At 66.8% G+C, this 23732-nt stretch carries 24 protein-coding genes and 1 riboswitch; of the genes, 23 read left to right on the forward strand and 1 reads right to left on the reverse strand.

Annotated elements, in window-relative coordinates; genetic code table 11:
- The first annotated feature begins 106 nt into the window (after positions 1-106).
- From WMO45_RS09400 to WMO45_RS09420, 5 genes are all read left to right on the forward strand, one after another.
- Positions 107-1312: a serpin family protein gene (locus WMO45_RS09400; RefSeq protein ID WP_349140426.1), complete on the forward strand. Its 1206-nt coding sequence runs from the start codon at positions 107-109 to the stop codon at positions 1310-1312.
- Between the two features lie 74 nt (positions 1313-1386).
- Positions 1387-1911, forward strand: a complete 525-nt coding sequence (locus tag WMO45_RS09405) for a 4'-phosphopantetheinyl transferase family protein (protein ID WP_349140427.1) — start codon at positions 1387-1389, stop codon at positions 1909-1911.
- 75 nt (positions 1912-1986) lie between these two features.
- Positions 1987-3078 carry an MGDG synthase family glycosyltransferase gene (locus tag WMO45_RS09410; RefSeq protein WP_349140428.1) on the forward strand — a complete coding sequence of 364 codons (1092 nt, stop codon included), beginning with the start codon at positions 1987-1989 and terminating at the stop codon, positions 3076-3078.
- The gene (locus WMO45_RS09415) at positions 3078-4142 is read left to right on the forward strand and encodes a lysylphosphatidylglycerol synthase transmembrane domain-containing protein (protein WP_349140429.1); all 1065 of its coding nucleotides are present in this window, start codon (positions 3078-3080) and stop codon (positions 4140-4142) included. Before WMO45_RS09410 ends, WMO45_RS09415 begins: the two co-directional genes overlap by 1 nt.
- Before the next feature lie 75 nt (positions 4143-4217).
- The gene (locus WMO45_RS09420; protein WP_349140431.1) at positions 4218-5168 is read left to right on the forward strand and encodes an ROK family protein; all 951 of its coding nucleotides are present in this window, start codon (positions 4218-4220) and stop codon (positions 5166-5168) included.
- Positions 5169-5187: 19 nt separating this feature from the next.
- Here the strand turns inward: WMO45_RS09420 and WMO45_RS09425 are convergent, their stop codons facing one another.
- Positions 5188-5460 carry a hypothetical protein gene (locus WMO45_RS09425; protein WP_349140432.1) on the reverse strand — a complete coding sequence of 91 codons (273 nt, stop codon included), beginning with the start codon at positions 5458-5460 and terminating at the stop codon, positions 5188-5190.
- Positions 5461-5632: 172 nt separating this feature from the next.
- Here WMO45_RS09425 and WMO45_RS09430 point away from each other — a divergent pair, with 172 nt between their 5' ends.
- From WMO45_RS09430 to WMO45_RS09515, 18 genes are all read left to right on the forward strand, one after another.
- Positions 5633-8071, forward strand: a complete 2439-nt coding sequence (locus tag WMO45_RS09430; RefSeq protein WP_349140433.1) for a cation-translocating P-type ATPase — start codon at positions 5633-5635, stop codon at positions 8069-8071.
- A gap of 3 nt (positions 8072-8074) precedes the next feature.
- Positions 8075-8506, forward strand: a complete 432-nt coding sequence (locus WMO45_RS09435) for a GNAT family N-acetyltransferase (protein ID WP_349140434.1) — start codon at positions 8075-8077, stop codon at positions 8504-8506.
- A 114-nt stretch (positions 8507-8620) separates the two neighbouring features.
- Entirely contained in the window at positions 8621-9382 is a 762-nt protein-coding gene (locus tag WMO45_RS09440) for a helix-turn-helix domain-containing protein (protein WP_349140435.1), read from the forward strand.
- A gap of 72 nt (positions 9383-9454) precedes the next feature.
- Positions 9455-9636, forward strand: a riboswitch (cobalamin riboswitch).
- An 89-nt stretch (positions 9637-9725) separates the two neighbouring features.
- Positions 9726-10862 (forward strand): cobalt-precorrin-5B (C(1))-methyltransferase CbiD, encoded by a 1137-nt coding sequence (gene cbiD / locus WMO45_RS09445; RefSeq protein WP_349140436.1) that lies wholly within the window; start codon positions 9726-9728, stop codon positions 10860-10862.
- Positions 10863-10871: 9 nt separating this feature from the next.
- Positions 10872-11627, forward strand: a complete 756-nt coding sequence (cobM, locus tag WMO45_RS09450) for a precorrin-4 C(11)-methyltransferase (protein ID WP_349140437.1) — start codon at positions 10872-10874, stop codon at positions 11625-11627.
- Entirely contained in the window at positions 11624-12613 is a 990-nt protein-coding gene (locus WMO45_RS09455) for a cobalt-precorrin 5A hydrolase (protein ID WP_349140438.1), read from the forward strand. Before cobM ends, WMO45_RS09455 begins: the two co-directional genes overlap by 4 nt.
- Complete coding sequence (gene cobJ, locus WMO45_RS09460; RefSeq protein WP_349140440.1) at positions 12610-13344, forward strand: precorrin-3B C(17)-methyltransferase; 735 nt, start codon at positions 12610-12612, stop codon at positions 13342-13344. The genes WMO45_RS09455 and cobJ overlap by 4 nt, the downstream gene beginning before the upstream one ends.
- Position 13345: 1 nt before the next feature.
- Positions 13346-14086 (forward strand): precorrin-6A reductase, encoded by a 741-nt coding sequence (gene cobK / locus WMO45_RS09465; protein WP_349140441.1) that lies wholly within the window; start codon positions 13346-13348, stop codon positions 14084-14086.
- The gene (gene cbiE / locus WMO45_RS09470) at positions 14083-15279 is read left to right on the forward strand and encodes a precorrin-6y C5,15-methyltransferase (decarboxylating) subunit CbiE (protein WP_349140442.1); all 1197 of its coding nucleotides are present in this window, start codon (positions 14083-14085) and stop codon (positions 15277-15279) included. The genes cobK and cbiE overlap by 4 nt, the downstream gene beginning before the upstream one ends.
- Complete coding sequence (locus WMO45_RS09475) at positions 15276-16640, forward strand: cobyrinic acid a,c-diamide synthase CobB (protein WP_349140443.1); 1365 nt, start codon at positions 15276-15278, stop codon at positions 16638-16640. Before cbiE ends, WMO45_RS09475 begins: the two co-directional genes overlap by 4 nt.
- Before the next feature lie 179 nt (positions 16641-16819).
- Entirely contained in the window at positions 16820-17878 is a 1059-nt protein-coding gene (gene cobT / locus WMO45_RS09480; RefSeq protein WP_349140445.1) for a nicotinate-nucleotide--dimethylbenzimidazole phosphoribosyltransferase, read from the forward strand.
- Positions 17879-17962: 84 nt separating this feature from the next.
- Positions 17963-18487, forward strand: coding sequence for a bifunctional adenosylcobinamide kinase/adenosylcobinamide-phosphate guanylyltransferase (locus WMO45_RS09485; RefSeq protein ID WP_349140447.1), 525 nt, complete (start codon positions 17963-17965; stop codon positions 18485-18487).
- Complete coding sequence (locus WMO45_RS09490; protein WP_349140449.1) at positions 18484-19251, forward strand: adenosylcobinamide-GDP ribazoletransferase; 768 nt, start codon at positions 18484-18486, stop codon at positions 19249-19251. The genes WMO45_RS09485 and WMO45_RS09490 overlap by 4 nt, the downstream gene beginning before the upstream one ends.
- Entirely contained in the window at positions 19248-19607 is a 360-nt protein-coding gene (locus WMO45_RS09495) for a bifunctional adenosylcobinamide kinase/adenosylcobinamide-phosphate guanylyltransferase (RefSeq protein ID WP_349140451.1), read from the forward strand. Before WMO45_RS09490 ends, WMO45_RS09495 begins: the two co-directional genes overlap by 4 nt.
- Positions 19598-20194 (forward strand): histidine phosphatase family protein, encoded by a 597-nt coding sequence (locus WMO45_RS09500; protein ID WP_349140453.1) that lies wholly within the window; start codon positions 19598-19600, stop codon positions 20192-20194. The genes WMO45_RS09495 and WMO45_RS09500 overlap by 10 nt, the downstream gene beginning before the upstream one ends.
- On the forward strand, positions 20191-21168 hold the full coding sequence (gene cbiB, locus WMO45_RS09505) for an adenosylcobinamide-phosphate synthase CbiB (protein WP_349140455.1): 978 nt from the start codon (positions 20191-20193) through the stop codon (positions 21166-21168). The genes WMO45_RS09500 and cbiB overlap by 4 nt, the downstream gene beginning before the upstream one ends.
- Before the next feature lie 14 nt (positions 21169-21182).
- Entirely contained in the window at positions 21183-22235 is a 1053-nt protein-coding gene (cobD, locus tag WMO45_RS09510; RefSeq protein ID WP_349140456.1) for a threonine-phosphate decarboxylase CobD, read from the forward strand.
- A complete protein-coding gene (locus tag WMO45_RS09515) occupies positions 22235-23731 on the forward strand; it encodes a cobyric acid synthase (RefSeq protein WP_349140457.1) in 1497 nt (498 codons plus the stop codon). Before cobD ends, WMO45_RS09515 begins: the two co-directional genes overlap by 1 nt.
- The last annotated feature ends 1 nt before the right edge of the window (position 23732 follow it).

Consider the following 23732-nt stretch of genomic DNA (forward strand, 5'->3'; position numbering starts at 1 on the left):
AAGAGCAGTCGGGGAAAAGTCTTAAGAAGCGTTTAAGAAAGTACACGGGAACATTTTACCTCCAAAGCCGTCCAAAAAGCAAATCAGAATCCGGGAGGGGATGGAAATGAAAGGACGTATTTTGCCGCTGATCCTGACCCTGCTGCTGCTGACGGGCTGCGCCGCCGGTCCCGCCGCCCTGGAGCCGGCCCAGTCCGTCCCGCCGGTGGAGGCCCGAGCGGACGCCGCCCTGGACGCCGCCCTGGGGGATTTCGGCCTGGAGCTGCTCCGCCAGACCCGGCAGGAGGGAGAAAACACCTTCCTCTCACCCCTGTCCGTTCTGCTGTGCCTGTCCATGACCGCCAACGGGGCGGCGGGGGAGACCCTGAGCCAGTTCGAGGACCTGCTGGGCGGGGAGCTGGACGCCCTCAACGCCAACGCCGCCTCCCTGCTGGCCGACTATGAGGACGAGCTGGACATGGCCGGCAGCCTCTGGCTGGACGGGCGGGCGCAGGTGGAAGATCCCTTCGTGGGCCGGTGCGCCGATACCTACGGCGCGGAGGTCTTTGCCGCCGACTTCACCGGTGACGCCACCCGGCGGGACATCAACGCCTGGATCGAGAAGCACACCGGCGGGCACATCAAAGACGCCGTCGCCGCGCTTAAGCCCGAGACCATGCTGGCCATCGTCAACGCCCTCTATTTCGAGGGAGAGTGGGCCGAGACATTCCGGCCCGAGCAGACCGAGCAGGACTACCCCTTCCATCCGGCTGACGGCTCCGAGGCTGCGGTAGCTATGATGAACAGCGGCGGCAGGACGGAGCGCTACCTGAGCGGGGGCGGGGCCGAGGGGGTCCTCCTGCCCTACAAGGACAGCCGGCTGGCCTTCCTGGCGCTCCTGCCCCCGGAGGGGACCGGACTGGGGGACTGGCTGGAGGAGCTGGACAGCGCCGCCCTGTCGGAGCTGATGGACGGGGCGGAGGAGCGGTATCTGGTCCTCCGGCTGCCCAAATTCGAGGCCATGTGGAAGCGCTCCCTGGTGGAGCCGCTGAAGGCCATGGGCCTGACCGACGCCTTTGATCCCGGCCTGGCCGATCTGTCCGCCATGGGGACCGGCCCGGACGGCGCGCCCCTCTACCTCAGCGCCGTGGAGCACGGCGCGGGCATCCAGGTAGATGAGCAGGGCACCAAGGCCTATGCCTTTACCATAGCGGCCCCGGGGGCCGGGGCCTCCTCCGTGCAGGTGGTGAGCTTCCAGCGGCCCTTCCTTTACGGCATCGTGGATTTGGAGCGGGGCATCCCCCTCTTCCTGGGTACCTTTGAAGCGCCGTGAACGGCAAAGGGGACGGACGGTCTTTGACCGTCCGTCCCCTTTTGGATATAATGGAGGAAAAGGAGGTGGCCCGGATGGTGCTTTGGATGGCCGAAGGGGACGCCCACGCCCTCTTGGGGACGCTCCTGGAGCGGGAGTACGGCCTGGCGGAGCGGCCCAGCCTGGCGCGGGACGAAAACGGAAAACCCTTTTTTCCGGATCGGCCGGATCTCTGCTTCAACCTCAGCCACAGCGGGGGACTGGCCCTGTGCGGCGTGGGGGCGGCCCCCCTGGGGGTGGACCTGGAGCGGGTGCGTCCCCGACGGGCAGGACTGGAAAACTTTGTATTTTCTCCGGCGGAACGGGCCTGGTTTCAACAACTGGGAGGAGATTGGGGTGGCTTTTATACGCTCTGGACTCTGAAAGAGGCCAAAGTGAAGTGCCTGGGCACCGGTCTGCGGCAGGCCCCCCGGACCATCTCGGTCCCCCTGCTCCGGCCGGGGGAGGAGGGCGTGTGGGAAGGGCTTGCCTTCCGGGCCTATGCGGGGGACGGTTGGCGGGCCGCCCTGTGCACCCGGGCGCCCGGTCCGCTGCCGGAAGATATTGTTAAAATATCTTAATTACTTTTTAAGAAATACGGCGAGGTTTTCTAAAGAATCCTCTTTTATACTGAGCGTGTAAAGGAGGGAACAACCGTGCGTATTCTGATTCTGACGGGAAAATTCGGCATGGGCCACTGGTCCGCGTCGCAGTCTCTGCGCCAGCAGCTGCTGCGGGCGTTCCCTGGCGCCGAGGTGGAGGTGCTGGATCTGGTGGCTGAGGCCATGCCCAACGCCTCCGAGGCCATGTACAAATGCTTCAACCTGCTGGTCACCCGGGGCAGCGGGCTGTTCAATCTCTACTACAAGCTGACCCAGGACCTGCCCGCCGACGACCGGCCCCTGTTTGAGGACCTGTTTCTGGACAAACTGGAGGCCCTGGTGGCCGAAAAGCGGCCCGACGCGGTTATCGCCACCCATCCGCTCTGTGCCCGGATGGTGTCCCGCTGGAAGGGGGAGACGGGCAGCGCCCTGCCCCTCATCACCTGCGTGACCGACCTGTCCAGCCACTCCGAGTGGATCCACAAGTACACCGACTGCTATCTGGTGGGCTCGGGGGACATCCGCAGCCGTCTGGCGGCCAAGGGGGTGGACCGGGATATCATCTGCGTCACCGGCATCCCCGTCCGCTCGGAATTCAAGCGGCCCATCCAGCGCCGCCCCGGGCGGGAGCGGCGGCTGCTCATCATGGGGGGCGGGCTGGGCCTGCTGCCCCGGAAGGACGCCTTCTACGAGGCGCTGGACGCCCTGCCGGGGGTGCGTACCACCATCATCACCGGCCGCAACCAGAAGCTCTATGACCGCCTGGCAGGCCGGTACCAGAACATCGAGGTGCTGGGTTTTACCGACCGGGTCTACGACTATATGGCCGCCTCCGACCTGGTGCTCACCAAGCCCGGCGGCATCACCCTGTTTGAGACCATCTTCTCCGAGCTGCCCATGCTGGCCTGGGAGCCCTTCCTGGAGCAGGAGAAGAACAACGCCCGCTTCCTGGTGCGCCGGGGCCTGGGCCGGGTGGCTCCCAAGGAGCCGGAGGAGTGCCTGCAGGCCATCCGTTCGCTCATCTACGACGACGCGGCCCTGGAAGAGATGGCGGGGCATATGCGGGCCATGAAGGCCCAGCTGGAGGAGGAGAGCCTCAACCGCATTCTGGCGGGGCTGGAGGCAGAGAAAGGAGTGTGCGCCTGATGGACCGGAAAAAGAACCTGGCCGGCATGGCCCTCATCGTAGGCCTGATGGCGCTGACCGGCTTTCTGCTGCTGCGGGACCAGCCTTTTGCCAAGCTGGCCGGCATCCTGCGCCGGCTCAACCCGGCCTGGCTGCTGCTGGGGCTGGGGCTGATGCTGGCCTTTGTGGGGTGCGAGGCCATGTGTTCCCGCCTCATCCTGGGGCGGCTGGGGCACAAGACCTCCTACCGGCGCTGCCTGAGTTATTCCTTTGTGGGCTTTTATGTCAGCTCCATCACTCCATCCGCCACCGGCGGACAGCCGGCCCAGGTGTACTGCATGTCCCGGGACCAGATCCCCGCCGCCCACGGCGCGCTGAACATGATGCTCATCGCCGTGTGCTACCAGGTGGTGGTAGTGGGCTACGCCCTGGCGGTAGCGGTGCTGCGCTTTGACCTGGTGCGCAACCTGGGGGGCGGACTGGGCCTGCTGCTGCTCTTCGGCGGACTGGTCAACGGCGTGCTGACGGCGGGAATGCTCTGCCTGATGTTCCTGCCCAATGCGGCCCGTAAGCTCACCGGCGGCGTGCTGGGACTGTTGGTCCGGCTGCGCCTGGTCCGGGACGAGGCCGCCGCCCGGGCCAAGCTGGAACAGCAGATGGAGGAGTACCGCCGCGGGGCGGAGTGTGTGCGGGCCAACCGGGGGCTGGTGCCCGTGCTGCTGGGGCTGACGGTGCTCCAGCTCACCGCCCTGTTTGCCGTGCCCCTGGCGGTGTACCACGCGTTCGGCCTCGCCGGCAGCGGAGCGCTGGACATCATCGGCACCCAGGCGCTGATCACCCTGGCGGTGGCCAGCCTGCCCCTGCCCGGGGCGGTGGGCGCCTCCGAAGGGGGATTCGTCACCGCCATGAAGCTCTTCTTCGGCGCGGGACTGGTCACCCCGGCGGTGCTGGTCTCCCGGGGGATCAGCTTTTACAGCTTCCTGCTGATCAGCGGAGGAATGACGCTGGCGGTCCACCTCCGGCTGGGGCGGCGGGAGCGGACCGGACCCCTCCCTAAGCGGGCCCGCAGCGTACCCGCCGCCTGAGGCGGCGGAGCGCTTGCCTGACGGACTCCCGTGCGGTATAATGAGAAAGAAATTTGGCACAGGGAGGCCGGAACGATGAGGTATTTGGGCATCGATCTGGGCGGCACCAACGTGGCGGCCGCCATCGTGGAGGAAGCGGGGACCATCCTGGGCAAGGCCAGTCTGCCCACCCCCAGAGGCGTGCCGGCCGAGCAGGTGGCCGACCAGATGGCCGCGGCCTCCCGGGCCGCCGCCCAGGCCGCCGGGGTGGAGCTGGCCGAGGTGGAGAGCGTGGGCATCGGCTCCCCCGGGACGGTGGACCCGGCGGCGGGGCTGGTGCGCTACTGGTCCAACCTGGACTTCCGCAACGTGCCCCTGTCGGAACTGATGGCCCGGCGGCTGAACAAACCGGTCTGGCTGGAAAACGACGCCAACGCCGCCGCCCTGGGGGAGTATGCCGCCGGGGCGGGCAAGGGCAGTCAGTCCATGGTGGCCATCACCCTGGGCACCGGGGTGGGAGGCGGCGCCGTGCTGGACGGCCGGCTCTACACCGGCTTTAACCACGCTGGGCTGGAGGTGGGCCACTTTGTCATTGAGCACAATGGCCGGCCCTGCACCTGCGGGCGGAAGGGCTGCTTTGAGGCCTACTGCTCCGCTACCGCCCTCATCAAGCGCACCCGGCAGGCGATGCAGGAGCACCCGGACTCCCTGCTGTGGCAGCTCTCCGGCGGCCTGGACGGGGTGAACGGGCGCACCCCCTTTGACGCTGCCGCCCGGGGGGATGCCGCCGCGGGCGCGGTCATCGGCGAGTACGTGGACTATCTGGGCTGCGGGGTGGCCAGCCTGGTAAACATCTTCCAGCCGGAGGTGCTGTGCATCGGCGGCGGTCCCTCCGCCCAGGGGGAGACCCTGCTGGCTCCGGTGCGCGCCATCCTCGACCGGGAGGACTACGCCCGCAACGACGTCCGCCGCACCCGGCTGGTGCGGGCGGTGCTGGGCAATGACGCCGGCCTCATCGGCGCGGCGCTGCTGCCCCGCTTTCAGTAAGCAAAACGGAGGACCCGCTTTACAGCAGGTCCTCCGTTCGTTCATAGCCGTCGCAGGCTCCGCCGTCCGGCTCGGGCGGATGCTCCCCCTCCTCCGGCGGGAGCACCGCCAGGGACAGGAGAAACAAGGCGGCGGCAGCCAGGGCGATGGCCTCCATCTTGTGCTCCTCCAGCCAGGGGCGGTAGGGCTCCAGCGGGGGCAGCCGGCACGCCGCGGCGTAGAGTCCGGCCGCCGCCGCCCCGCACAGGGCCAGGCGGACGGCGGTCTGGGATTTGTCCGGTTTGGATGGCATGGGCGCGGCCTCCTTTCTCTCCAGTATAGCGGGAAAGGCCGGGCGGTAGACCGGGAAAACCGACAGGTATGAAAAAACGGTAAATTTTTCTGTCACTCCCTTGTCCCATACAGCGGAATCTACTATAATATCCATCAAATCATATCATTCGAAAGAAGACAGAGGCGGAAGCATGAAAGGCAAACAGGCACGCAAAGCACCGGCTCCGGCCCCGGCTCCCCGCCCCCGGCGGGAGGTCCCCCGGGTGAGCGCCGACCCGCAGCAGGGGCTCAACCAGCACCAGGTCCGGGAACGGCAGCAGAACGGCTGGGCCAACGACCCGGTGGAGTCCCCCACCAAGAGCGTCCGGGAGATCGTGCGGGAGAACGTGTGCACCTTCTTCAACTTCATCTTTGTGGTGCTGGCGGCCCTGCTCATCGCGGTGGGGTCCTTTGACGACATGCTCTTCCTGCTCATCGCGGCGGCCAACACGGGCATCGGCATTCTCCAGCAGCTGCGCTCCAAGCAGACCATCGACAAGCTCAATCTGCTGGCCGCGCCCCGGGCCAACGTGGTGCGGGAGGGGAGCCTTATGTCGGTCCCATCGGCCCAGCTGGTGCGGGACGACGTGGCGGAGTTCGCTTCGGGCGACCAGATCCCCGCCGACGCTACCGTTCTCTCCGGCCAGGTGCAGGTCAACGAGGCCCTCATCACCGGTGAGGCCGACGCCATTGTGAAGCAGCCGGGGGATGAGCTGCTCTCCGGCTCCTTCGTGGTGGCCGGGCGGTGCCGGGCCCGGCTGGACCGGGTGGGGGCGGAGTCCTACGCCGCCCGCCTCACCCTGGAGGCCAAAAAGGACGTCACCGTAGGCAAGAGCGAGATGATGTCCTCCCTGGACAAGCTCATCCGCATCATCGGCATCCTGCTCATCCCCATCGGGGTGGCCCTGTTCGTCAAGGAATTCGTCTTTCTGGAGCGCACCGCTCAGGAGGCGGTGGTCTCCATGGTGGCCGCCCTCATCGGCATGATCCCCGAGGGGCTCTACCTGCTGACCAGCGTGGCCCTGGCGGTGAGCATGATCCGCCTGGCCCAGGGCAAGGTGCTGGCCCAGGACATGAACTGCATCGAGACCCTGGCCCGGGTGGACGTGCTGTGCGTGGACAAGACGGGTACCATCACCGAGCCCCAGATGGAGGTGGGCGAGGTGGTGTACCTGGACGAGGAGAAATACGCCCAGACGGTGGTGACCGAGACGCTGGACGCCTTCTATCACGTGATGGAGGCCGACAACGACACCGCCCGGGCCATGCAGCGCAAGTTCCACGGCCGGTCGGTATGGCATGCCCAGCAGACCATCCCCTTCACCTCCGCCACCAAGTGGAGCGCGGCGGTCTTTCCCGGCCACGGCGCCTTTCTGGTGGGCGCGCCCGAGTTCATCATGGGCGGGCGGTACGCCGACCTGAAGGAGGCGGTGGACCCCTGGTCGGCCAAGGGCTACCGGGTGCTGCTGGTGGCCGAGTACAACGGCACGCCCGACCCGGCGGGACTGGACCCGCGGCGGGTGTGCCCCATGGCCCTGGTGGCCCTGTCCAACCGGGTGCGTCCGGCGGCCCCCAAGACCTTCCGCTACTTTGCCGAGCAGGGGGTGGCGGTGAAGGTCATCTCGGGCGACAACCCGGTCACCGTCTCCGAAGTGGCCCGCCAGGCGGGCATCGAGGGCTCGGAGAAGTACGTGGACGCCGCCACCCTCCAGAGCGACAGCGCCATCGAGCGGGCCGTCCGGGAGTACACGGTGTTCGGCCGGGTCACCCCCAACCAGAAGCGCAAGCTGGTCCGCGCCCTCCAGCGCCAGGGCCACACCGTGGCCATGACGGGAGACGGCGTCAACGACGTGCTGGCCCTGAAGGATGCCGACTGCGGCATCGCCATGGCCTCCGGGTCGGAGGCCGCCTGCCATGCCGCCCAGCTGGTGCTGCTCAACTCCGACTTTTCCGCCATGCCCCGGGTGGTGGCCGAGGGCCGGCGGGTCATCAACAACATCCAGCGGGCCGCGGCCCTCTACCTGGTGAAGAACATCTTCTCCTTCCTGCTGGCCATCATCTCCCTGTTTGCCACCTTCCCCTACCCGGTGACCCCCCTGCAGCTGTCCTTCCTCAGCGCGGTCACCATCGGTGTGCCCTCCTTCTTCCTGGCTCTGGAGCCCAACCACGGCCTGGTGCGGGGCAAGTTTTTGGCCAATGTGTTCCGCTCGGCCCTGCCGGGCGGGCTCACCGACCTGTTCGTGGTGCTGGGAGTGGAGGCCTTCTATCTGGCCTTCGGCTTTACGGAAAACGAACTGTCCACCATCTCGGCCATCCTGCTGGTGTTCATCGGCCTGCTGGTGCTCTATGACGTGTGCCAGCCCTTCGACTGGAAGCGGCGGGTGGTCTGGGGCGCCATGGCCGCCGCGTCGGCCGTGGCCATCTTCTGCTTCGGCAACAGCTTTGGCCTGAGTCCCCTCACCGTCCAGAGCACCCTGATTCTGCTGACTTTTTTGGGCGTGTCCTATACGGTGATGCGCCTGATGCTGGGGCTGTTCGCCCAGGGGGAGGCACTGCTGGAGCGGGGCCGCCGCCTGCGCCGGCGGAGGTGAGCCATGCACCTGAGAACTTACCGCAGCGCCGACTGCCCGGTCTTGGCCCAGCTGTTTTATGACACAGTCCACACCGTCAACGCCCGGGACTATACCCGGCAACAGCTGGACGCCTGGGCCGACGGACAGGTGGATCTGGCGGCCTGGGACGCCTCCTTCCTGGCCCACACCACCCTGGTGGCGGAGGAGGATGGGGTCCTTATAGGTTTTGCCGATCTGGCCGAGGGGGGCTATCTGGACCGGCTGTACGTCCACAAGGATTACCAGGGCCGGGGCGTGGCCACGGCCCTGTGCGACGCCCTGGCTGGTGCCAGGCTCACCCACGCCTCCCGCACCGCCAAGCCCTTTTTTGAGAAGCGGGGCTGGCGGGTGGTAAAGGAGCAGCAGGTGGAGCGCCACGGTGTGCTGCTGACCAATTTTGTAATGGAACGCTGAAAAACGTGCCGCGGAAGGCCCTTCCGCGGCACGTTTTTGCTCTACTCTACCGCTGGTCGGTTGCCAGATCTGCCCCGACGGGCCTAAAATAGCGGGAGGAAGGAGGACGTGTCTATGTTTGAGATCGACCGGGAGGCCTTTGGGGCCTTCCTGGTGCAACTGCGGAAAGAAAAGGGGCTGACCCAGAAGGAACTGGCCGGGCGGCTCTATGTGTCGGATAAAGCGGTGAGCAAGTGGGAGCGGGGGCTGAGCCTGCCCGACATCGCCCTGCTCACCCCGCTGGCGGAGAACCTGGGGGTGACGGTGACCGAGCTGCTCCGGGGAGAGCGGCTGGCGGCGGAAAGCCTGCCGGTGGACCAGGTGGAGGAACTGGTGACAAGCTCCCTGGAGCTCTCCGGTACCCAGCGGCAGCAGAAGTGGCAGGACCGGAGGCAGCGGGGCGTCCTGTTCGCGCTGTCGGCGGCGCTGACGCTGCTTGAGCTGCTGGTGCTGCGGCAGGCGGGCTTTTCCTGGCCGGTGCTGTGGAATGACCTGGGGACCGTGGAGGGGCTGTGCCTGCTTTTCGGGGCCTGGGTCTGCCTGTTCGCCCCGGATGTGCTGCCCGCCTATTACGACCAGAACCACATCAGCTCCTTCAGCAGCGGGCCCTTCCGGATGAACCTGGCCGGGGTGCGCATCAGCAACCGGAACTGGCCGCACCTGATGGGGGCCGCCCGCTGGTGGCTGCTCCTCACGCCGGTGGTGTTCCCCCTGCTCTACCTGTTTCTGCAGTGGGTTGCACCTGAGGTGTGGGCTGATGGCAGGCTGTGGCTCACCCTGGGGGCGGCACTGGGGCTCTTTGTGCCCATGCTGATCGCTGGCAAGCTCCACGAGTGAGCCTTGTGAAAAACGGCAGAATCATCCGCTTTACCTTTACTTTTTTCCGTCGAACTGATATAATGATCAGGCAAAATTGAAAGCACCTGCAGCCGCGGCATTGCCGCACGGGGAAGCCGGTGAAAATCCGGCGCAGTCTTACCTCTACTGTAAGCGTGGACGAAGGCGCACAAGCCATTGGCCCATAAGGGCTGAGAAGGCGCGCCGGAGGAGGAAGCGCAAGCCAGGAGACCCACTGCAGGGGGCGTTTGCGTAGCTCTGAGGTGGAGAGGTGCGGCAGGTCCTGGACAAAGGCCCTCCCTCATTCACGGGAGGGCTTTTCCTTTTGAAAGGAGGGTGCGGCATGGCGAAACTGGAGGTCTACCTCCCTGTGGGGAAGGAAAAGCTGCGCTGCGGCTATACCACCGGCACCTGCGCCGCGGCCGCCGCCGCCGGAGCCGCCCGGCTGCTCCTCACCGGGGAGACGCTGCCCGCCGTCCGGGTGGAAACCCCCGCCGGCATCACGGTGGAGGCCGAGCTGCTGGACCACGCCGCCGGACGGGATTGGGCCGCCTGCGCCGTCCGGAAGGACGGGGGGGACGACCCGGACGTCACCGACGGGGCCCTGATCTGCGCCCGGGTGGAGCGGAGGGATACCCCCGGCGTCACCATCGACGGCGGCGTAGGGGTGGGCCGGGTGACCCGGCCCGGCCTGGATCAGCCGGTGGGGCAGGCCGCCATCAACTCCACCCCCCGGCGGATGATCGAACGCATGGTGAAACAGGTCATGGCCGGGGCAGACTATGGGGGAGGACTGGCGGTGACCATCTCCGTGCCGGAGGGGGAGAAGCTGGCCCAGCGCACCTTCAACCCCCGGCTGGGCATTGAGGGGGGCATCTCCATTTTGGGCACCAGCGGCATCGTCCGGCCCATGAGCGAGGCCGCCCTCATCGACTCGCTGTATCTGGAACAGGACATGGCAAAGGCCGCCGGGGTGACCGACCTGCTGATGACCCCCGGCAACTACGGGGACGCCTTTGCCCGCCAGACCCTGGGCCTGGACCTGACCCACCGCTGCACCTGCAGCAACTACGTGGGCCACGCCATCGACCATGCCGCCGCTCTGGGCTTTTCCTCCCTGCTGCTGGTGGGGCACCTGGGCAAGCTCATCAAAGTGGCCGCCGGGAGCATGAACACCCACTCCGCCGTGGCCGACGGGCGGCGGGAGACCCTCACCGCCCACGCCGCCCTGGCGGGCGGTTCGCCGGAGCTGCTGCGGGCCTTGTTCCGGAGCCCCACCACCGACGCGGGGGTGGAGCTGTTAAAGGATGCCGGCCTGCTGGAGCCGGTGATGGCCTCCATCGGGGCGGCCCTGGAGGAGCAGCTCCGCCATCGGGCGGGGCCGGAGTTGGAGATCCAGGCGGTTTTCTTCTCCAATCAATATGGACTGTTAGCAAAGACATCGGGGGCGGACCGGCTGCTGGCCCTCCACCGGGGATAGGAGGAAGATATGGTACATTTCATCGGCGCGGGCCCCGGCGGGGCCGACCTCATCACCGTCCGGGGGGCCAGGCTGCTGGGGGAGGCCGACGTGATCATCTACGCCGGGTCCCTGGTCAACCCCGCCCTGCTGGACTATAAAAAAGAGGGCTGTCAGGTGTATGACAGCGCCAGGATGACCCTGGAGGAAGTGATCGCCGTCATGAAGGCCACCGAGGAAAACGGCGGAACCACTGTCCGGCTCCACACCGGCGACCCCTCCCTCTACGGCGCCCACCGGGAGCAGATGGACGAACTGGATAAGCTGGGCATCTCCTACGACGTGACCCCCGGCGTGTCCTCCTTCTCCGGGGCCGCCGCCGCCCTTTGCGCAGAGTATACTCTGCCCGACGTATCACAGTCGGTTATCATCACCCGCATGGCGGGCCGCACCCCGGTGCCCGAGGGGGAGCAGCTGCGGAAGATGGCCTCCCACGGCTGCACCATGGTGCTCTTTTTGTCCACCGGACTGCTGGAGGATGTGGAAAAAGAGCTGGCGGCGGGCGGCTATCCACCCGACACTCCGGCGGCCATCGTGTACAAGGCCACCTGGCCGGAGGAAAAAGTGTACCGCTGCACCGTGTCCACACTGGCCCAAACCGCCCGGGAGAACAAGGTCACCAAGACAGCGTTGATTACAATTGGTAATTTCCTTGGGGAAAAATACGAACGGTCCAAGCTGTATGACCCCACCTTTACCCATGAATTCCGGGAGGCAAGCCAGTGACAGCGGCGGTCATCGCGTTCACCCGCCGGGGGGCGGCGCTGGGGAAAACTCTGGCGGAGGGGCTGAACGCATCCCTCCACGTCCCCGCCCGGTTTGCCGGTGAGGTGGGGGCGGAGGCCTACGACAGCCTGGCGGACTGGACCACCCGGATGTGGGGGGAAAAGGACGCCCTCCTCTTTGTGGGTGCCTGCGGCATCGCCGTCCGGGCCATCGCCCCCCATGTGAAGGATAAATTTACCGACCCCGCCGTGGTCAGTGTGGACGAGGCGGGGCGGTTTGCCGTTGCACTGCTCTCCGGCCACGTGGGAGGGGCCAATGCACTGGCCCTCCGGGTGGCGGCACTCACCGGTGGCCAGGCGGCGATCTCCACCGCCACCGACGTCAACGGCCTGTTCGCCGTGGACGTGTGGGCCAGGGAGCGGGACATGGTCCTCACCGACCGGGTGCTGGCCAAAGAGGTGTCCGCCGCCCTGCTGGAAGGAAAGGGCGTGGGCTTTGCCAGCGACTTCGGCCACGGTTGTCCGGAGGGCCTCACTGAGGGAACGGCGGAAATCGGGGTGTGGGTCACCTGGAAAACCGGGGAGGGCCCCTTTGACCGTACCCTGCGTCTGGCTCCCAAAGGATTGATTTTAGGCATCGGCTGCAAGAGGGGGACGCCCCAGGCGGCCATTGAGGAGGCGGTGTCTGCCGCCCTGGCGGGGTATGAGCCGCAGGCGGTGGTCCGGGTGGCCACCATTGATCTGAAACAGAACGAGCCCGGCCTGCTGGACTTCTGCGCCGCCCACCACCTGCCCCTGTCGGTTTATTCGGCCGCGGAGCTGGCGGCCGCCGAGGGGGACTTCACCCCCTCGGCCTTCGTAAAAGGGGTCACCGGAGTGGACAATGTGTGCGAGCGGGCGGCCGTGCGGGCAGGCGGGGCCATCCTGGTGCCCAAACAGGCAAAAAACGGCGTCACCGTGGCGGTGGCGGGAAGGAAGATACTATGAAAGTAACGGTCATCGGACTGGGTCCCGGCGGCGGGGCCGACCTCACCGGCCGGGCCAGAGCGGCTTTGGAGGGGTGCGATCTCATCGTGGGCTATACCGCTTATATCGAGCTGGTCCGGCCGGATTTCCCGGAGAAAGCGGTGCTCTCCACCGGCATGCGCCGGGAGGTGGACCGCTGCCGGGCCGCCGTGGAGGCCGCCCTCACCGGCAAGGACGTGGCGGTGGTGTGCTCCGGGGACTCCGGGGTGTACGGTATGGCGGGGCTCATTTACGAGGTGGCCCAGGAGTACGACCCCATCGAGATCGAAGTGGTGCCCGGCATCACCGCCGCCTGCGGCGGGGCCGCCGTGCTGGGAGCCCCCCTGACTCACGACTTTGCGGTGATCTCCCTGTCCGACCTGCTCACCCCCTGGGAGAAGATCGAGAAGCGTTTGAGCGCCGCCGCCCAGGCGGACTTTGTGATCTGCCTCTACAACCCCTCCAGCAAAAGCCGGCCGGACTACCTCCGGCGGGCCTGCGACATCCTGCTGCGAGAGAAGGCCCCCGACACCGTGTGCGGCACCGTCCGCAACATCGGCCGGGAGGGGGAAGAGGGGCAGCTCCTCACACTGGCCCAGCTGCGGGACACCCAGGTGGATATGTTCACCACCGTGTTCATCGGCAACAGCCAGACCAAGGTGCTGAGCGGAAAAATGGTCACCCCCCGGGGCTACCTCCAGCGGGGGGAGTGAGATGAAGATTCTGCTCTTTGGCGGCACCGCCGAGGGCCGGGAACTGGCCGGGTGGCTGCTGGAGCGGGGCATCCCGACCCTGGTGTGCGTGGCCACCGAGTACGGCGAGACCCTCCTGCCCCCGGAAAGCGAGGCCCATGTGGGCCGCCTGGACCGGGAGGGGATGGAACAGCTCATGGCATCCCGGCCCTTCACCCACGTGGTGGACGCCACCCACCCCTACGCCGTGGAGGTCACGGCCAACATCAAAGCGGCGGCGGAGGCGGCGGGCCTGCCCCGGCTCCGGCTGGTGCGCCGGTCCGACGGGGAGGACGGGTGCCTCCGGGCCGGGAGCATGGCGGAGGCGGCGGAACTGCTGGAGGGGCTGGAGGGCAATGTACTGCTCACCACCGGCAGCAAGGAGCTGGACGCTTTCGCCCGGCCCGGCCTGGTGGAGCGGTGCTGTCCCCGGGTGCTGCCCATGGCGGACTCCCTGGCGCGCTGCCTGGAGCTGGGCTTTCCGCCCAAACACATCATCTGCATGCAGGGGCCCTTCTCCAAAGAGCTGAATGTGGCCCTTTTGAAGCAATATAAAATCAGGACCCTGGTGACCAAGGACACCGGGGGCTACGGCGGGTTCCGGGAAAAGGCGGAGGCCGCCCGTGAGGCGGGGTGCGCCCTGCTGGTGGTGGAGCGGCCCAGTCGGGAGACCGGCTATACCCTGGAGGAACTCAAACAAATGCTGGGGGAGGAAGCGACATGAAAGTCTATCTCATCGGGGTGGGCATGGGCAATCCCGAGGTCATGACTCTGGGGGCCCTGGAGGCTATCCGCGCCTGTCCCGTGCTGGTGGGAGCCCCCCGGCTGCTGGAGAGCTGGTCCGAGAGCCACGACTGCGTGCCCCTCATCGCCGGGGCCGACATCGCGGAGTATATCGACAAGCAGAAGGGGGAGGGGCCTATCGGCGTCCTCCTGTCCGGGGACACCGGATTTTACAGCGGGGCCAAAAAGCTGTGGGCCCTGCTGGGGGAACATGAGGTCATTACCCTGCCGGGCATCTCGTCGCTGAGCTACTTCTGCGCCAAGCTCCACACCGACTGGCAGGACGTGAAGATCGTCAGCGCCCACGGCCGCAGCCACAACGTGGTGGGGGAAATCCAGCGCAACGCCCGCACCTTCGCCCTCACCGGAGGGAATACGAAAGCCCAGGACATCTGCCGGGAGCTGACCGACCGTGGCCTGGGGAACGTGGAGGTATCGGTGGGGGAGCGGCTCAGCTACTCCGACGAGCGGATCGTCACCGGCACCGCCGCGGAGCTGGCGGGGGAGGTATTTGCCGACCTGGCCGTGCTGCTGGCGGTCAACCCCGCCCCGGTGGAGCGTCCCTGGAACGGCTCCGGCCTGCCCGACGACGCATTTTTGCGGGGTGACGTGCCCATGACCAAGGAGGAGGTGCGCACCCTCTCCCTTTCAAAGCTGCGGCTGAACGCGGACAGCGTGGTGTGGGACGTGGGGGCGGGCACCGGCTCGGTGTCGGTGGAGTGCGCCCTCTCCTGTCCCGCCGGGCGGGTCTTCGCCGTGGAGAAGAAGGAGGAGGCCGCGGCCCTGCTGGAGGAGAACAAGGCCCGCTTCAACGCCGCCAATCTGACCGTGGTGCGGGGGACCGCCCCGGAGGCCCTGAAGGATCTGCCCGCACCCGACCGGGTCTTCATCGGCGGCACCTCCGGGGAGCTGGGGGCGGTCTTGCAGGTCATCTTTGAGAAAAATCCCGCCGCCCGGGTGGTGTGTACCGCCGTGACCCTGGAGACGGTGGCCCAGGCGGCCGCCCTCTTCGCCAATCTGGAGGGGGCCGACATGGTGCAGGTGTCCGCCACCCGCACTCGGCAGGCGGGCCGCTATCACCTGATGGACGCCCAGAACCCGGTGTGGATCTTCTCCGGGGAGGGGCGGGTATGAGCGCCCCCCGGTTGCTGCTGTGCGCCAGCGCCAGCGGAGGGGGCAAGACCACCGTGACCTGCGCCGTCCTCCAGGCCCTGGTGAACCGGGAGCGGAACCCGGTGGCCTTCAAGTGCGGCCCGGACTATATTGACCCCATGTTCCACAGCGAGATCATCGGGGCCAAGAGCCGGAACCTGGACCTCTTCTTCCTGGGCGAGGATAAGACCCGGTACCTGCTGGAGCAAAACAGCGCCGGGTCCGGCCTGGCCCTCATCGAGGGGGTCATGGGCTACTACGACGGCATCGCTATGAGCCATGAGGCCAGCGCCTATCACCTGGCCCGGGTCACGGAAACTCCGGCGGTGCTGGTGCTGGACGGCCGGGGCAGCGCCCTCACCCTGGCGGCGGCGGTCCACGGTATGCAGACCTTCCGGCCGGACAGCGGCATCCGGGGCGTGATCTTGAACCGGGTGTCCCCCATGCTCTACCCCCGGTTAAAGGCGTGCATCGAGGCCGAGACCGGCCTTACCGTATACGGTTACCTGCCCAATCTGCCCGACTGCGCCCTGGAGAGCCGCCACCTGGGGCTGGTCACCGCCAGCGAGGTGGCCGGTTTGAAGGAAAAGCTCCGCAAGCTGGCAGCCCAGGCGGAACAGAGTCTGGATCTGGACGGCCTGCTGGCTCTGGCCGCCTCCGCCCCGGCCCTGAATCCCAAGCCGGTGGACCTGCCGGAGCCGGTGGAGGGACAGCCCGTCATCGCGGTGGCCCGCGACAAGGCCTTCTGCTTCTACTACGCCGACGGCCTGGAGCTGCTGGAGCAGATGGGGGCCAGACTGGTGGAGTTCTCCCCCCTGGAGGACGAGGACTTGCCCCAGGGCGCCTGCGGCCTCTATCTGGGGGGCGGCTACCCGGAGCTGTTTGCCCGGGCCCTGGCGGACAACGCCCCCATGCGGCGGGCCGTCCATGCCGCCGTCACAGGTGGTATGCCCACGGTGGCCGAGTGCGGCGGATTTTTGTACCTTCAGGACACCCTGGCGGACGGGGAAGGAAAAGCCTGGCCCATGGCGGGGGTGTTTCCCGCCGCGGCCCGCAACACCGGCAGGCTGGGCCGGTTCGGGTACGTCACTCTGACGGCTCAGACCGACGGCCTGCTGTGCCGGGCGGGGGAAGCGTTCCCCGCCCACGAGTTCCACTACTGGGATAGTACCGCCCCCGGGACCGACTTCCGCGCCCAGAAGCCCCAGAGCGACCGGGGCTGGGACTGCGCCTTTCATACCCCGACGCTGTACGCCGGATTTCCCCACTTCCATTTCTGGGCCAGGCCCGAGCTGGCCCGTCATTTTGTAGCGGCGGCCCGCCGCCATAATCAAACGACCTGAAAAGAATTTCAATTCTTTTCAGGTGCTGCAGCAAATATGCCGCAGCAGACCGCTGTCAGCGGTCTTAGTTTGCATTTCATAGTTAAATACCGCGTGTTGTACACGCGGGCGGGCCGTGCCCGCCAGAAAAATAGCTTTGCTATTTTTCTGGGTATTTCACTATATCAGGAGGAATCGCTATGACACTGGAAGAAGTGGTACGTTCCATTACCCCCGCCGACCAGAAGGCCGCCGCCGCGGCCAAGGCCCGCTGGGACTCCATCGCCAAGCCCCTGGGCAGCCTGGGTGCTTTGGAGGACGCCGTCATCCGCATGGCGGCCATGATGGGCACCCCCAATGTAGATATCTCCAAGCGGGCGGTGGTGGTAATGTGCGCCGATAACGGCGTGGTAGCCCAGGGAGTCACCCAGACCGGACAGGAGGTCACCGCCATCGTGGCGGAGAACATGTCCTCCGGCGACACCAGCGTGTGCGCCATGGCCCGCCACGCCGGGGCGGAGGTGGTGCCGGTGGACATCGGCACGGCCACGCCCCTCAAGGGTGAGCGGATTTTGCAGAAAAACATCCGCCGGGGCACCGCCGACCTGACCCAGGGTCCCGCCATGACCCGGGAGGAGGCGGAGCGGGCGGTGCTCACCGGCGTGGAGATCGCCAAAGACCTGTGCGCCAAGGGCGTCAAGCTCCTGGGCACCGGGGAGATGGGCATCGGCAACACCACTACCTCCTCCGCCGTGGCCTGCGTATTCCTGAACCGGGAGCCGGTGGATATGACCGGCCGGGGGGCGGGCCTGTCCAGCGAGGGGTTGGTGCGCAAGATCCACGCCATCGAGACCGGCATCGCCCTCAACCAGCCCGACCCCGCCGACCCTCTGGATGTGGTCAGCAAGGTGGGCGGCCTGGATCTGGCGGGTTTGGCCGGGGTGTTCCTGGGCGGGGCGCTCTGCCATGTGCCGGTGCTGGTGGACGGGTTCATCTCCTCGGTGGCCGCCCTCATCGCCGCCCGGCTCTGCCCCGCCTGCACGGATTACATGCTGGGCTCCCACGCCTCCGACGAGCCGGCCAGCAAGCTGGTGCTCGCCGAGCTGGGCCTGGAGCCCTTCCTCTACGCCGGCATGCGGCTGGGCGAGGGCACCGGCGCGGTGGCGGTGATGCCTCTGCTGGACATGGGCCTGGCAGTGTACCGGGAGATGACCACCTTCGAGGCCACGGATATTGAGGCCTATCAGCCATTGACATAATTCCAGGGGGGAATGCTTCCCCCTGGATGCAAAATCGGCCTCTAAGGTGTGTTGTGCACCTATTTGGAAACAGGAGGAAACGCCATGCTGATTCTGGTCTCCGGCGGGTCGGGCAGCGGTAAGTCGGAATTTGCCGAGGGGCTGGTGGTCTCCTCCGGCCTCAGCGAGCGCATGTATCTGGCCACCATGCAGGTGTGGGACATCGAGAGCGTCCGCCGGGTGGAGCGCCACCGGCAGATGCGCGCGGGGAAGGGCTTTGCCACCCTGGAGTGTCCCACCGGCCTGGACCGGCTGGAGGTGCCGGCCGGCAGCGCGGTGCTGCTGGAGGATTTGTCCAACCTGAGCGCCAACGAATATTTTGCCCCGGTTGGGGGCGGGAAGGCGGCCTTTGACCGGGTGCTGGCGGGCATCGAACAGACCGCCGCCCGGGCGGGGCTGCTGGTGGTGGTCACCAATGAGCTCTTCTCCGACGGGGTGCGCTACGACCCGGAGACCGCCGCCTATCTGGAATTGCTGGCCGACCTGAACCGGGCCATCGCCGCCCGGTCGGATCAGGTCTATGAAGTGGTGTGCGGGATCCCCGTGGCCTGGAAGGAAGCGAAACCTTGAAAAGTTTGATTATCGCCTTTGCCATGTACTCCAAAATCCCCATGCCCAGGGTGGACTGGGAGAAAAAGGCCCTGTCCTGGGCCCTGTGCTTTTTCCCTCTGGTGGGGGTGGCCATCGGCCTTGTTCTGTGGGGCTGGATGGCCCTGGCGCAGGTTCTGCACATCGGCCCCGCCCTGTTCGGAGCCGTCGCCCTGCTCATCCCCATCGCCCTCAGCGGCGGCATCCACCTGGACGGCTTCTGCGACACCTGCGACGCCCTGTCCTCCCACCAGAGCCGGGAGCGGAAGCTGGAGATTTTGAAGGACTCCCACACCGGGGCCTTTGCCATCATCTGCTGCGCGCTCTACCTGCTGGTGTTCTTCGCCCTCTGGTGCGAGGTGGAGGCGGCGGGACGGGCCGCCCTGGTGCTGACCCTGGGCCCGGTGCTGTCCCGCAGCCTGTCGGGCCTGTTTGCCGTCACCCTGCCCAACGCCCGGGGCACCGGGATGCTGGCCACCTTTACGGCACCCATGGACACGGTAAAAGCCCGCCTGGTGCTGGTGCTCTGGATAATTGTGTGCGCTGCCGTCCTGCTGGGGCTCTCCCCCGTCACCGGCGGGGCCGCCCTGCTGGGGGCGGGGCTGGCCTGCCTCTACTACCGGGTGATGAGCGCCCGGCAGTTCGGCGGGGTCACCGGGGACCTGGCGGGCTTTTTCCTCCAGAGCTGCGAGCTGGCCATGGTGCTGGCGGTGGTGCTGGTACAGAAATTGGAGGCGGTGCTATGATCCTCATCATCGGCGGCGCGGCCCAGGGCAAACTGGACTATGTGCTGCAACAGACCGGATATTCCCCCGACCAGGTGGCCCACACCCCGGAGGAGGCCCAGACCCTGCCCATCTTTGACGGGCTGGAGCTCTGGCCCGACCTGGACGAGGAGGCGCTGCTCTCCGCCAATCCTGACATTATCCTCATCTGCGACGAGGTGGGCTGCGGCGTGGTGCCCATGGACCCGGCCCAGCGGACCTGGCGGGAGCAGGTGGGACGGCTGTGCTGCCGCCTGGCCAAACGGGCGCAGCGGGTGGAACGCATTTTCTGCGGCCTGCCCATGACCCTGAAAGGAGATCCTTCAACATGGAACTGATCCTCATTCGGCACGGTACCACCCAGGGCAACCTGGAAAAGCGGTTTGTGGGTACCCTGGACATGCCCCTGGCCCCCCAGGGGGAAGAACTGGCACGGAAGGTGGGACCCACCCTGCCCCGGGTGGCTCACATCTACCGTTCCCCCCTGACCCGCTGCCGCCAGACGGCCCAGCTGCTCTGGCAGGGGACGGAGATGACGGTGATCGACGAGCTGCGGGAGAGCGACTTCGGCCCCTTCGAGGGGAAAAACCACGAGGAGCTGAAGGACGACCCCCTCTATCAGGCCTGGATCGGCCAGTCCGGCGACCACCTGAACTTTGCCGCCATGCCGGTGGGGGAGACGGCCCAGCAGGTGGTGGACCGGGTATCCGTCGGCCTTGAGAAGCTGACGGCGGACGCCGCCGCCCACGGCTATGAGCGGGTGGGCGTGGTGTCCCACGGCGGCGCCCTCATGGGCCTTTTGAGCAAGTACGGCCGCCCGGTGCGGGAGTACTACGGCTGGATGTGCCCCAACTGCGGCGGCTTCCGCGTGTCGCTCGACCCCGACACCCTGGAGCTGACGGTGCTGGAGGAGTACAAGGGATGAGCTGGGGAGTCGGTCATCTGCTGGCCTTGTTGATCGGCTTCTGCCTGGATCTGCTGCTGGGGGACCCCCACTGGGCCCCCCACCCGGTGCGGGCCATGGGGGCCCTCATCGCCGCTCTGGAAAGACTGTTGCGCAGGCTCTTTCCCAAGTCCCACGCAGGGGAGCTGGTTGGGGGCGTGGTGCTGGTGCTTTTGACGCTGTTCATCCCCACCGGTCTTACCGTGGCGCTGCTGTGGGCCTGCCGGCAGGTGAGCCCCTGGCTGGCCCTGGCGGCGGAGAGCCTGCTGAGCTATCAGCTGCTGGCCACCAAATCCCTGGCGGATGAGAGCCGCAAAGTATACGATGCCCTCAAGACCGGGGACCTGGACCAGGCCCGGTACGCCGTGTCCATGATCGTGGGCCGGGACACCGCCAGCCTGGACGAGGCGGGCGTGGCCCGTGCCGCGGTGGAGACGGTGGCGGAGAACGCCTCCGACGGCGTCATCGCCCCCCTCATCTTTCTGGCCATCGGCGGGGCTCCCCTGGGCATGTTCTACAAGGCGGCCAACACCATGGACTCCATGGTGGGCTACAAGAACGACCAATATCTCTACTTTGGCCGGGCCGCGGCCAAATGGGACGATATCTTAAACTTCATTCCCGCCCGCATCGCCGGAGCCCTCATGTGTCTGGGGGCGGTGGCGACGGGATACGACGGCAAAAACGCCTGGCGGATCTTCCGGCGGGACCGGAAAAACCACAAGTCCCCCAACTCCGCCCACACCGAGGCCGCCTGTGCCGGCGCCCTCCAGCTCCGTCTGGCGGGACCCAACTACTACTTTGGCAAGCGGGTGGAAAAGCCCTACATTGGAGACGACCAGCGGCCCATCGAGCCGTTGGACATCCTGCGTGCGGGGCGCATCCTGTACGCCACCGCCTTTTTCGCCCTGCTTATCTTCTGCGGCGTGCCCCTTTTGGTGCTGCTGTTCCCGTAAAGGAGAGACAAACCATGGCTGCATACACCCACGGCGGGGACCTGCTCACCGCCCGGAGCCGTTACGGCGGGCCGGTATTGGATTTTTCCACCAATTTAAATCCCCTTGGGATGCCGGCGGAGGTACGGCAGGCCGCCGCCTCCGCCGATGGGGAGGCCTACCCCGACCCCCTGTGCCGGGTTTTGCGGCAGGCCATCGCCGCCCACGACGGGGTGGAGGCGGAGCGGATCATCTGCGGCAACGGAGCCGCCGACCTCATCTTTCGGCTGGCCTTCGCCCTCCAGCCCCAAAAGGCGCTGCTCACCGCCCCCACCTTTTCCGAGTATGAGGGGGCCCTCACCTGCGTAGGCTGTCAGGTGGAGCGGTACGCACTGGACCGGGCCAAAAGCTTCGACCTGGACGAGGGATTTCTGGAGACCATCGTCCCCGGGACCGAGCTGGTGTTCCTCTGCACCCCCAACAACCCCACCGGGCGGCTCATTTCCACCGATTTGCTGTTGGAGATCGCCCGCAAGTGTGAGACAGTGGGGGCTGTCCTGGTGGTGGATGAGTGCTTCCTCCCCCTCTCCGACGGGGGCGGGAAGGGCCTGGCCCCTTACTTAACGGAGTTCCCCAACCTGTTCCTCCTGCGGGCCTTCACCAAGAGCTATGCCATGGCTGGGCTGCGGCTGGGCTACGGCCTGTCGGCGGATGCCGCCTTGCTGGAGCGGCTGAGCGGGTGTGCCCAGCCCTGGAGCGTGTCGGCTCCCGCCCAGGCGGCGGGAACCGCTGCCTTCACCCGCTGCCCCCACTGGCCGGAGGGGGCCCGGACCCTGGTGGTCCGGGAGCGGCTCATCCTGGCGGCGGGGCTGGGGGAGCTGGGGTGTCAGGTGGTGCCCTCCCAGGCCAACTATCTGTTGTTCCAATTGAAAAATGTACCGGATTTAAAGGAAACACTGCTCCAACGGGGCATTCTGATCCGCTCCTGCGCCAACTACCACAACCTGGGGCCCGACTGGTACCGGGTGTGCGTACGGGACAGGGAAGAAAACCGGCGGCTGCTGGCCGCCCTGAAAGAGGTGCTGTGATGGCAAAGGCGATCATGCTCCAGGGTACCGCCTCCAACGCGGGCAAGTCCCTGCTCTCGGCGGGCCTGTGCCGCATCTTCAAACAGGACGGCTACAAGGTGGCCCCCTTCAAGTCCCAGAATATGGCCCTCAACTCCGCCATCACCCCGGACGGCCTGGAGATGGGCCGGGCCCAGGTGGTGCAGGCCGAGGCCGCCGGAGTGGCCCCCGACGCCCGGATGAACCCCATCCTGCTCAAGCCCACCAGCAATGTGGGTTCCCAGGTCATTGTCAACGGGGTGCCCCGGGGCACCATGCCGGCGGGGGAGTACTTCCACTACCGCAAGACCCTCATACCCGAGGTGATGGCCGCCTATGAGTCCCTCTCGGCGGAGTACGACATCATCGTCATCGAGGGGGCGGGCAGCCCGGCGGAGATCAACCTGAAGCAGGATGACATCGTCAACATGGGCATGGCCAAGCGGGCAAAGGCCCCGGTGCTGCTGTGCGGGGACATCGACCGAGGCGGCGTGTTCGCCTCCCTCTACGGCACGGTGAAGCTGCTGGAACCGGACGAGCAGGAGCTGATCCGCGGCTTAATTATCAACAAATTCCGGGGCGATGTGGAAATTCTCCGCCCCGGTCTGGGCCAGCTGGAACAGCTGACCGGCAAGCCGGTGCTGGGCGTGGTGCCCATGCTGGACGTGGATGTGGACGATGAGGACTCCCTGTCCAGCCGCCTGTCCAAGAGCGGAAAAGTAGGTCTGGTGGACATCGCCGTCATCCGCCTGCCCCGGCTCAGTAATTTTACCGACTTCAATCCCCTGGAGCGGATGGACGAGGTTACCCTCCGGTATGTGGGCAGCGTGAAAGAGCTGGGGAACCCCGACCTTATCCTCCTCCCCGGCACCAAGAACACCATGGACGACCTGCGCTGGCTACGGCAGAGCGGCCTGGAGGGGGCCATCCTGAAGCACGCCGCCCGTGGCGGCGCGGTGGTGGGCATCTGCGGCGGCTATCAGATGCTGGGCCAGACCGTCTCCGATCCCGACGGGGTGGAGAGCGGCGGCACCCTCAGGGGCCTGGGCCTGCTGCCCGCCGAGACCGTCTTCCAGGGGGAAAAGACCCGCACCCGGGTGAGCGGAACCTTTAAGGCCCCGGAGGGGATCTTTGCCGCTATGAGCGGCGTGCCCTTTGAGGGGTACGAGATCCACATGGGCCGCACGGCCAGCACCGCCCAGCCTCTGGTGGGCTTTACCGACCAGACCGGGGAGGCACACACCGACGGCCTCACCGCCGGCAACGTGTGGGGCTGCTACGTCCACGGCATCTTCGACAAGGCCGAGTGCGCCGCCGCCCTGGTGAATTGCCTGCTGCGCGCCAAGGGCCTGGACCGGCAGGCGGCCAGCGTGGACTGGCAGGCCTACGCCCAGCTGCAGTACGACAAGCTGGCGGAGGGTCTCCGGGCCAGTCTGGATATGGAACAGATTTACCGCATCCTGAACGGAGAGATATGAT

It is taken from the genome of Flavonifractor hominis (assembly GCF_040095835.1).
GTDB lineage: Bacteria > Bacillota > Clostridia > Oscillospirales > Oscillospiraceae > Flavonifractor > Flavonifractor hominis.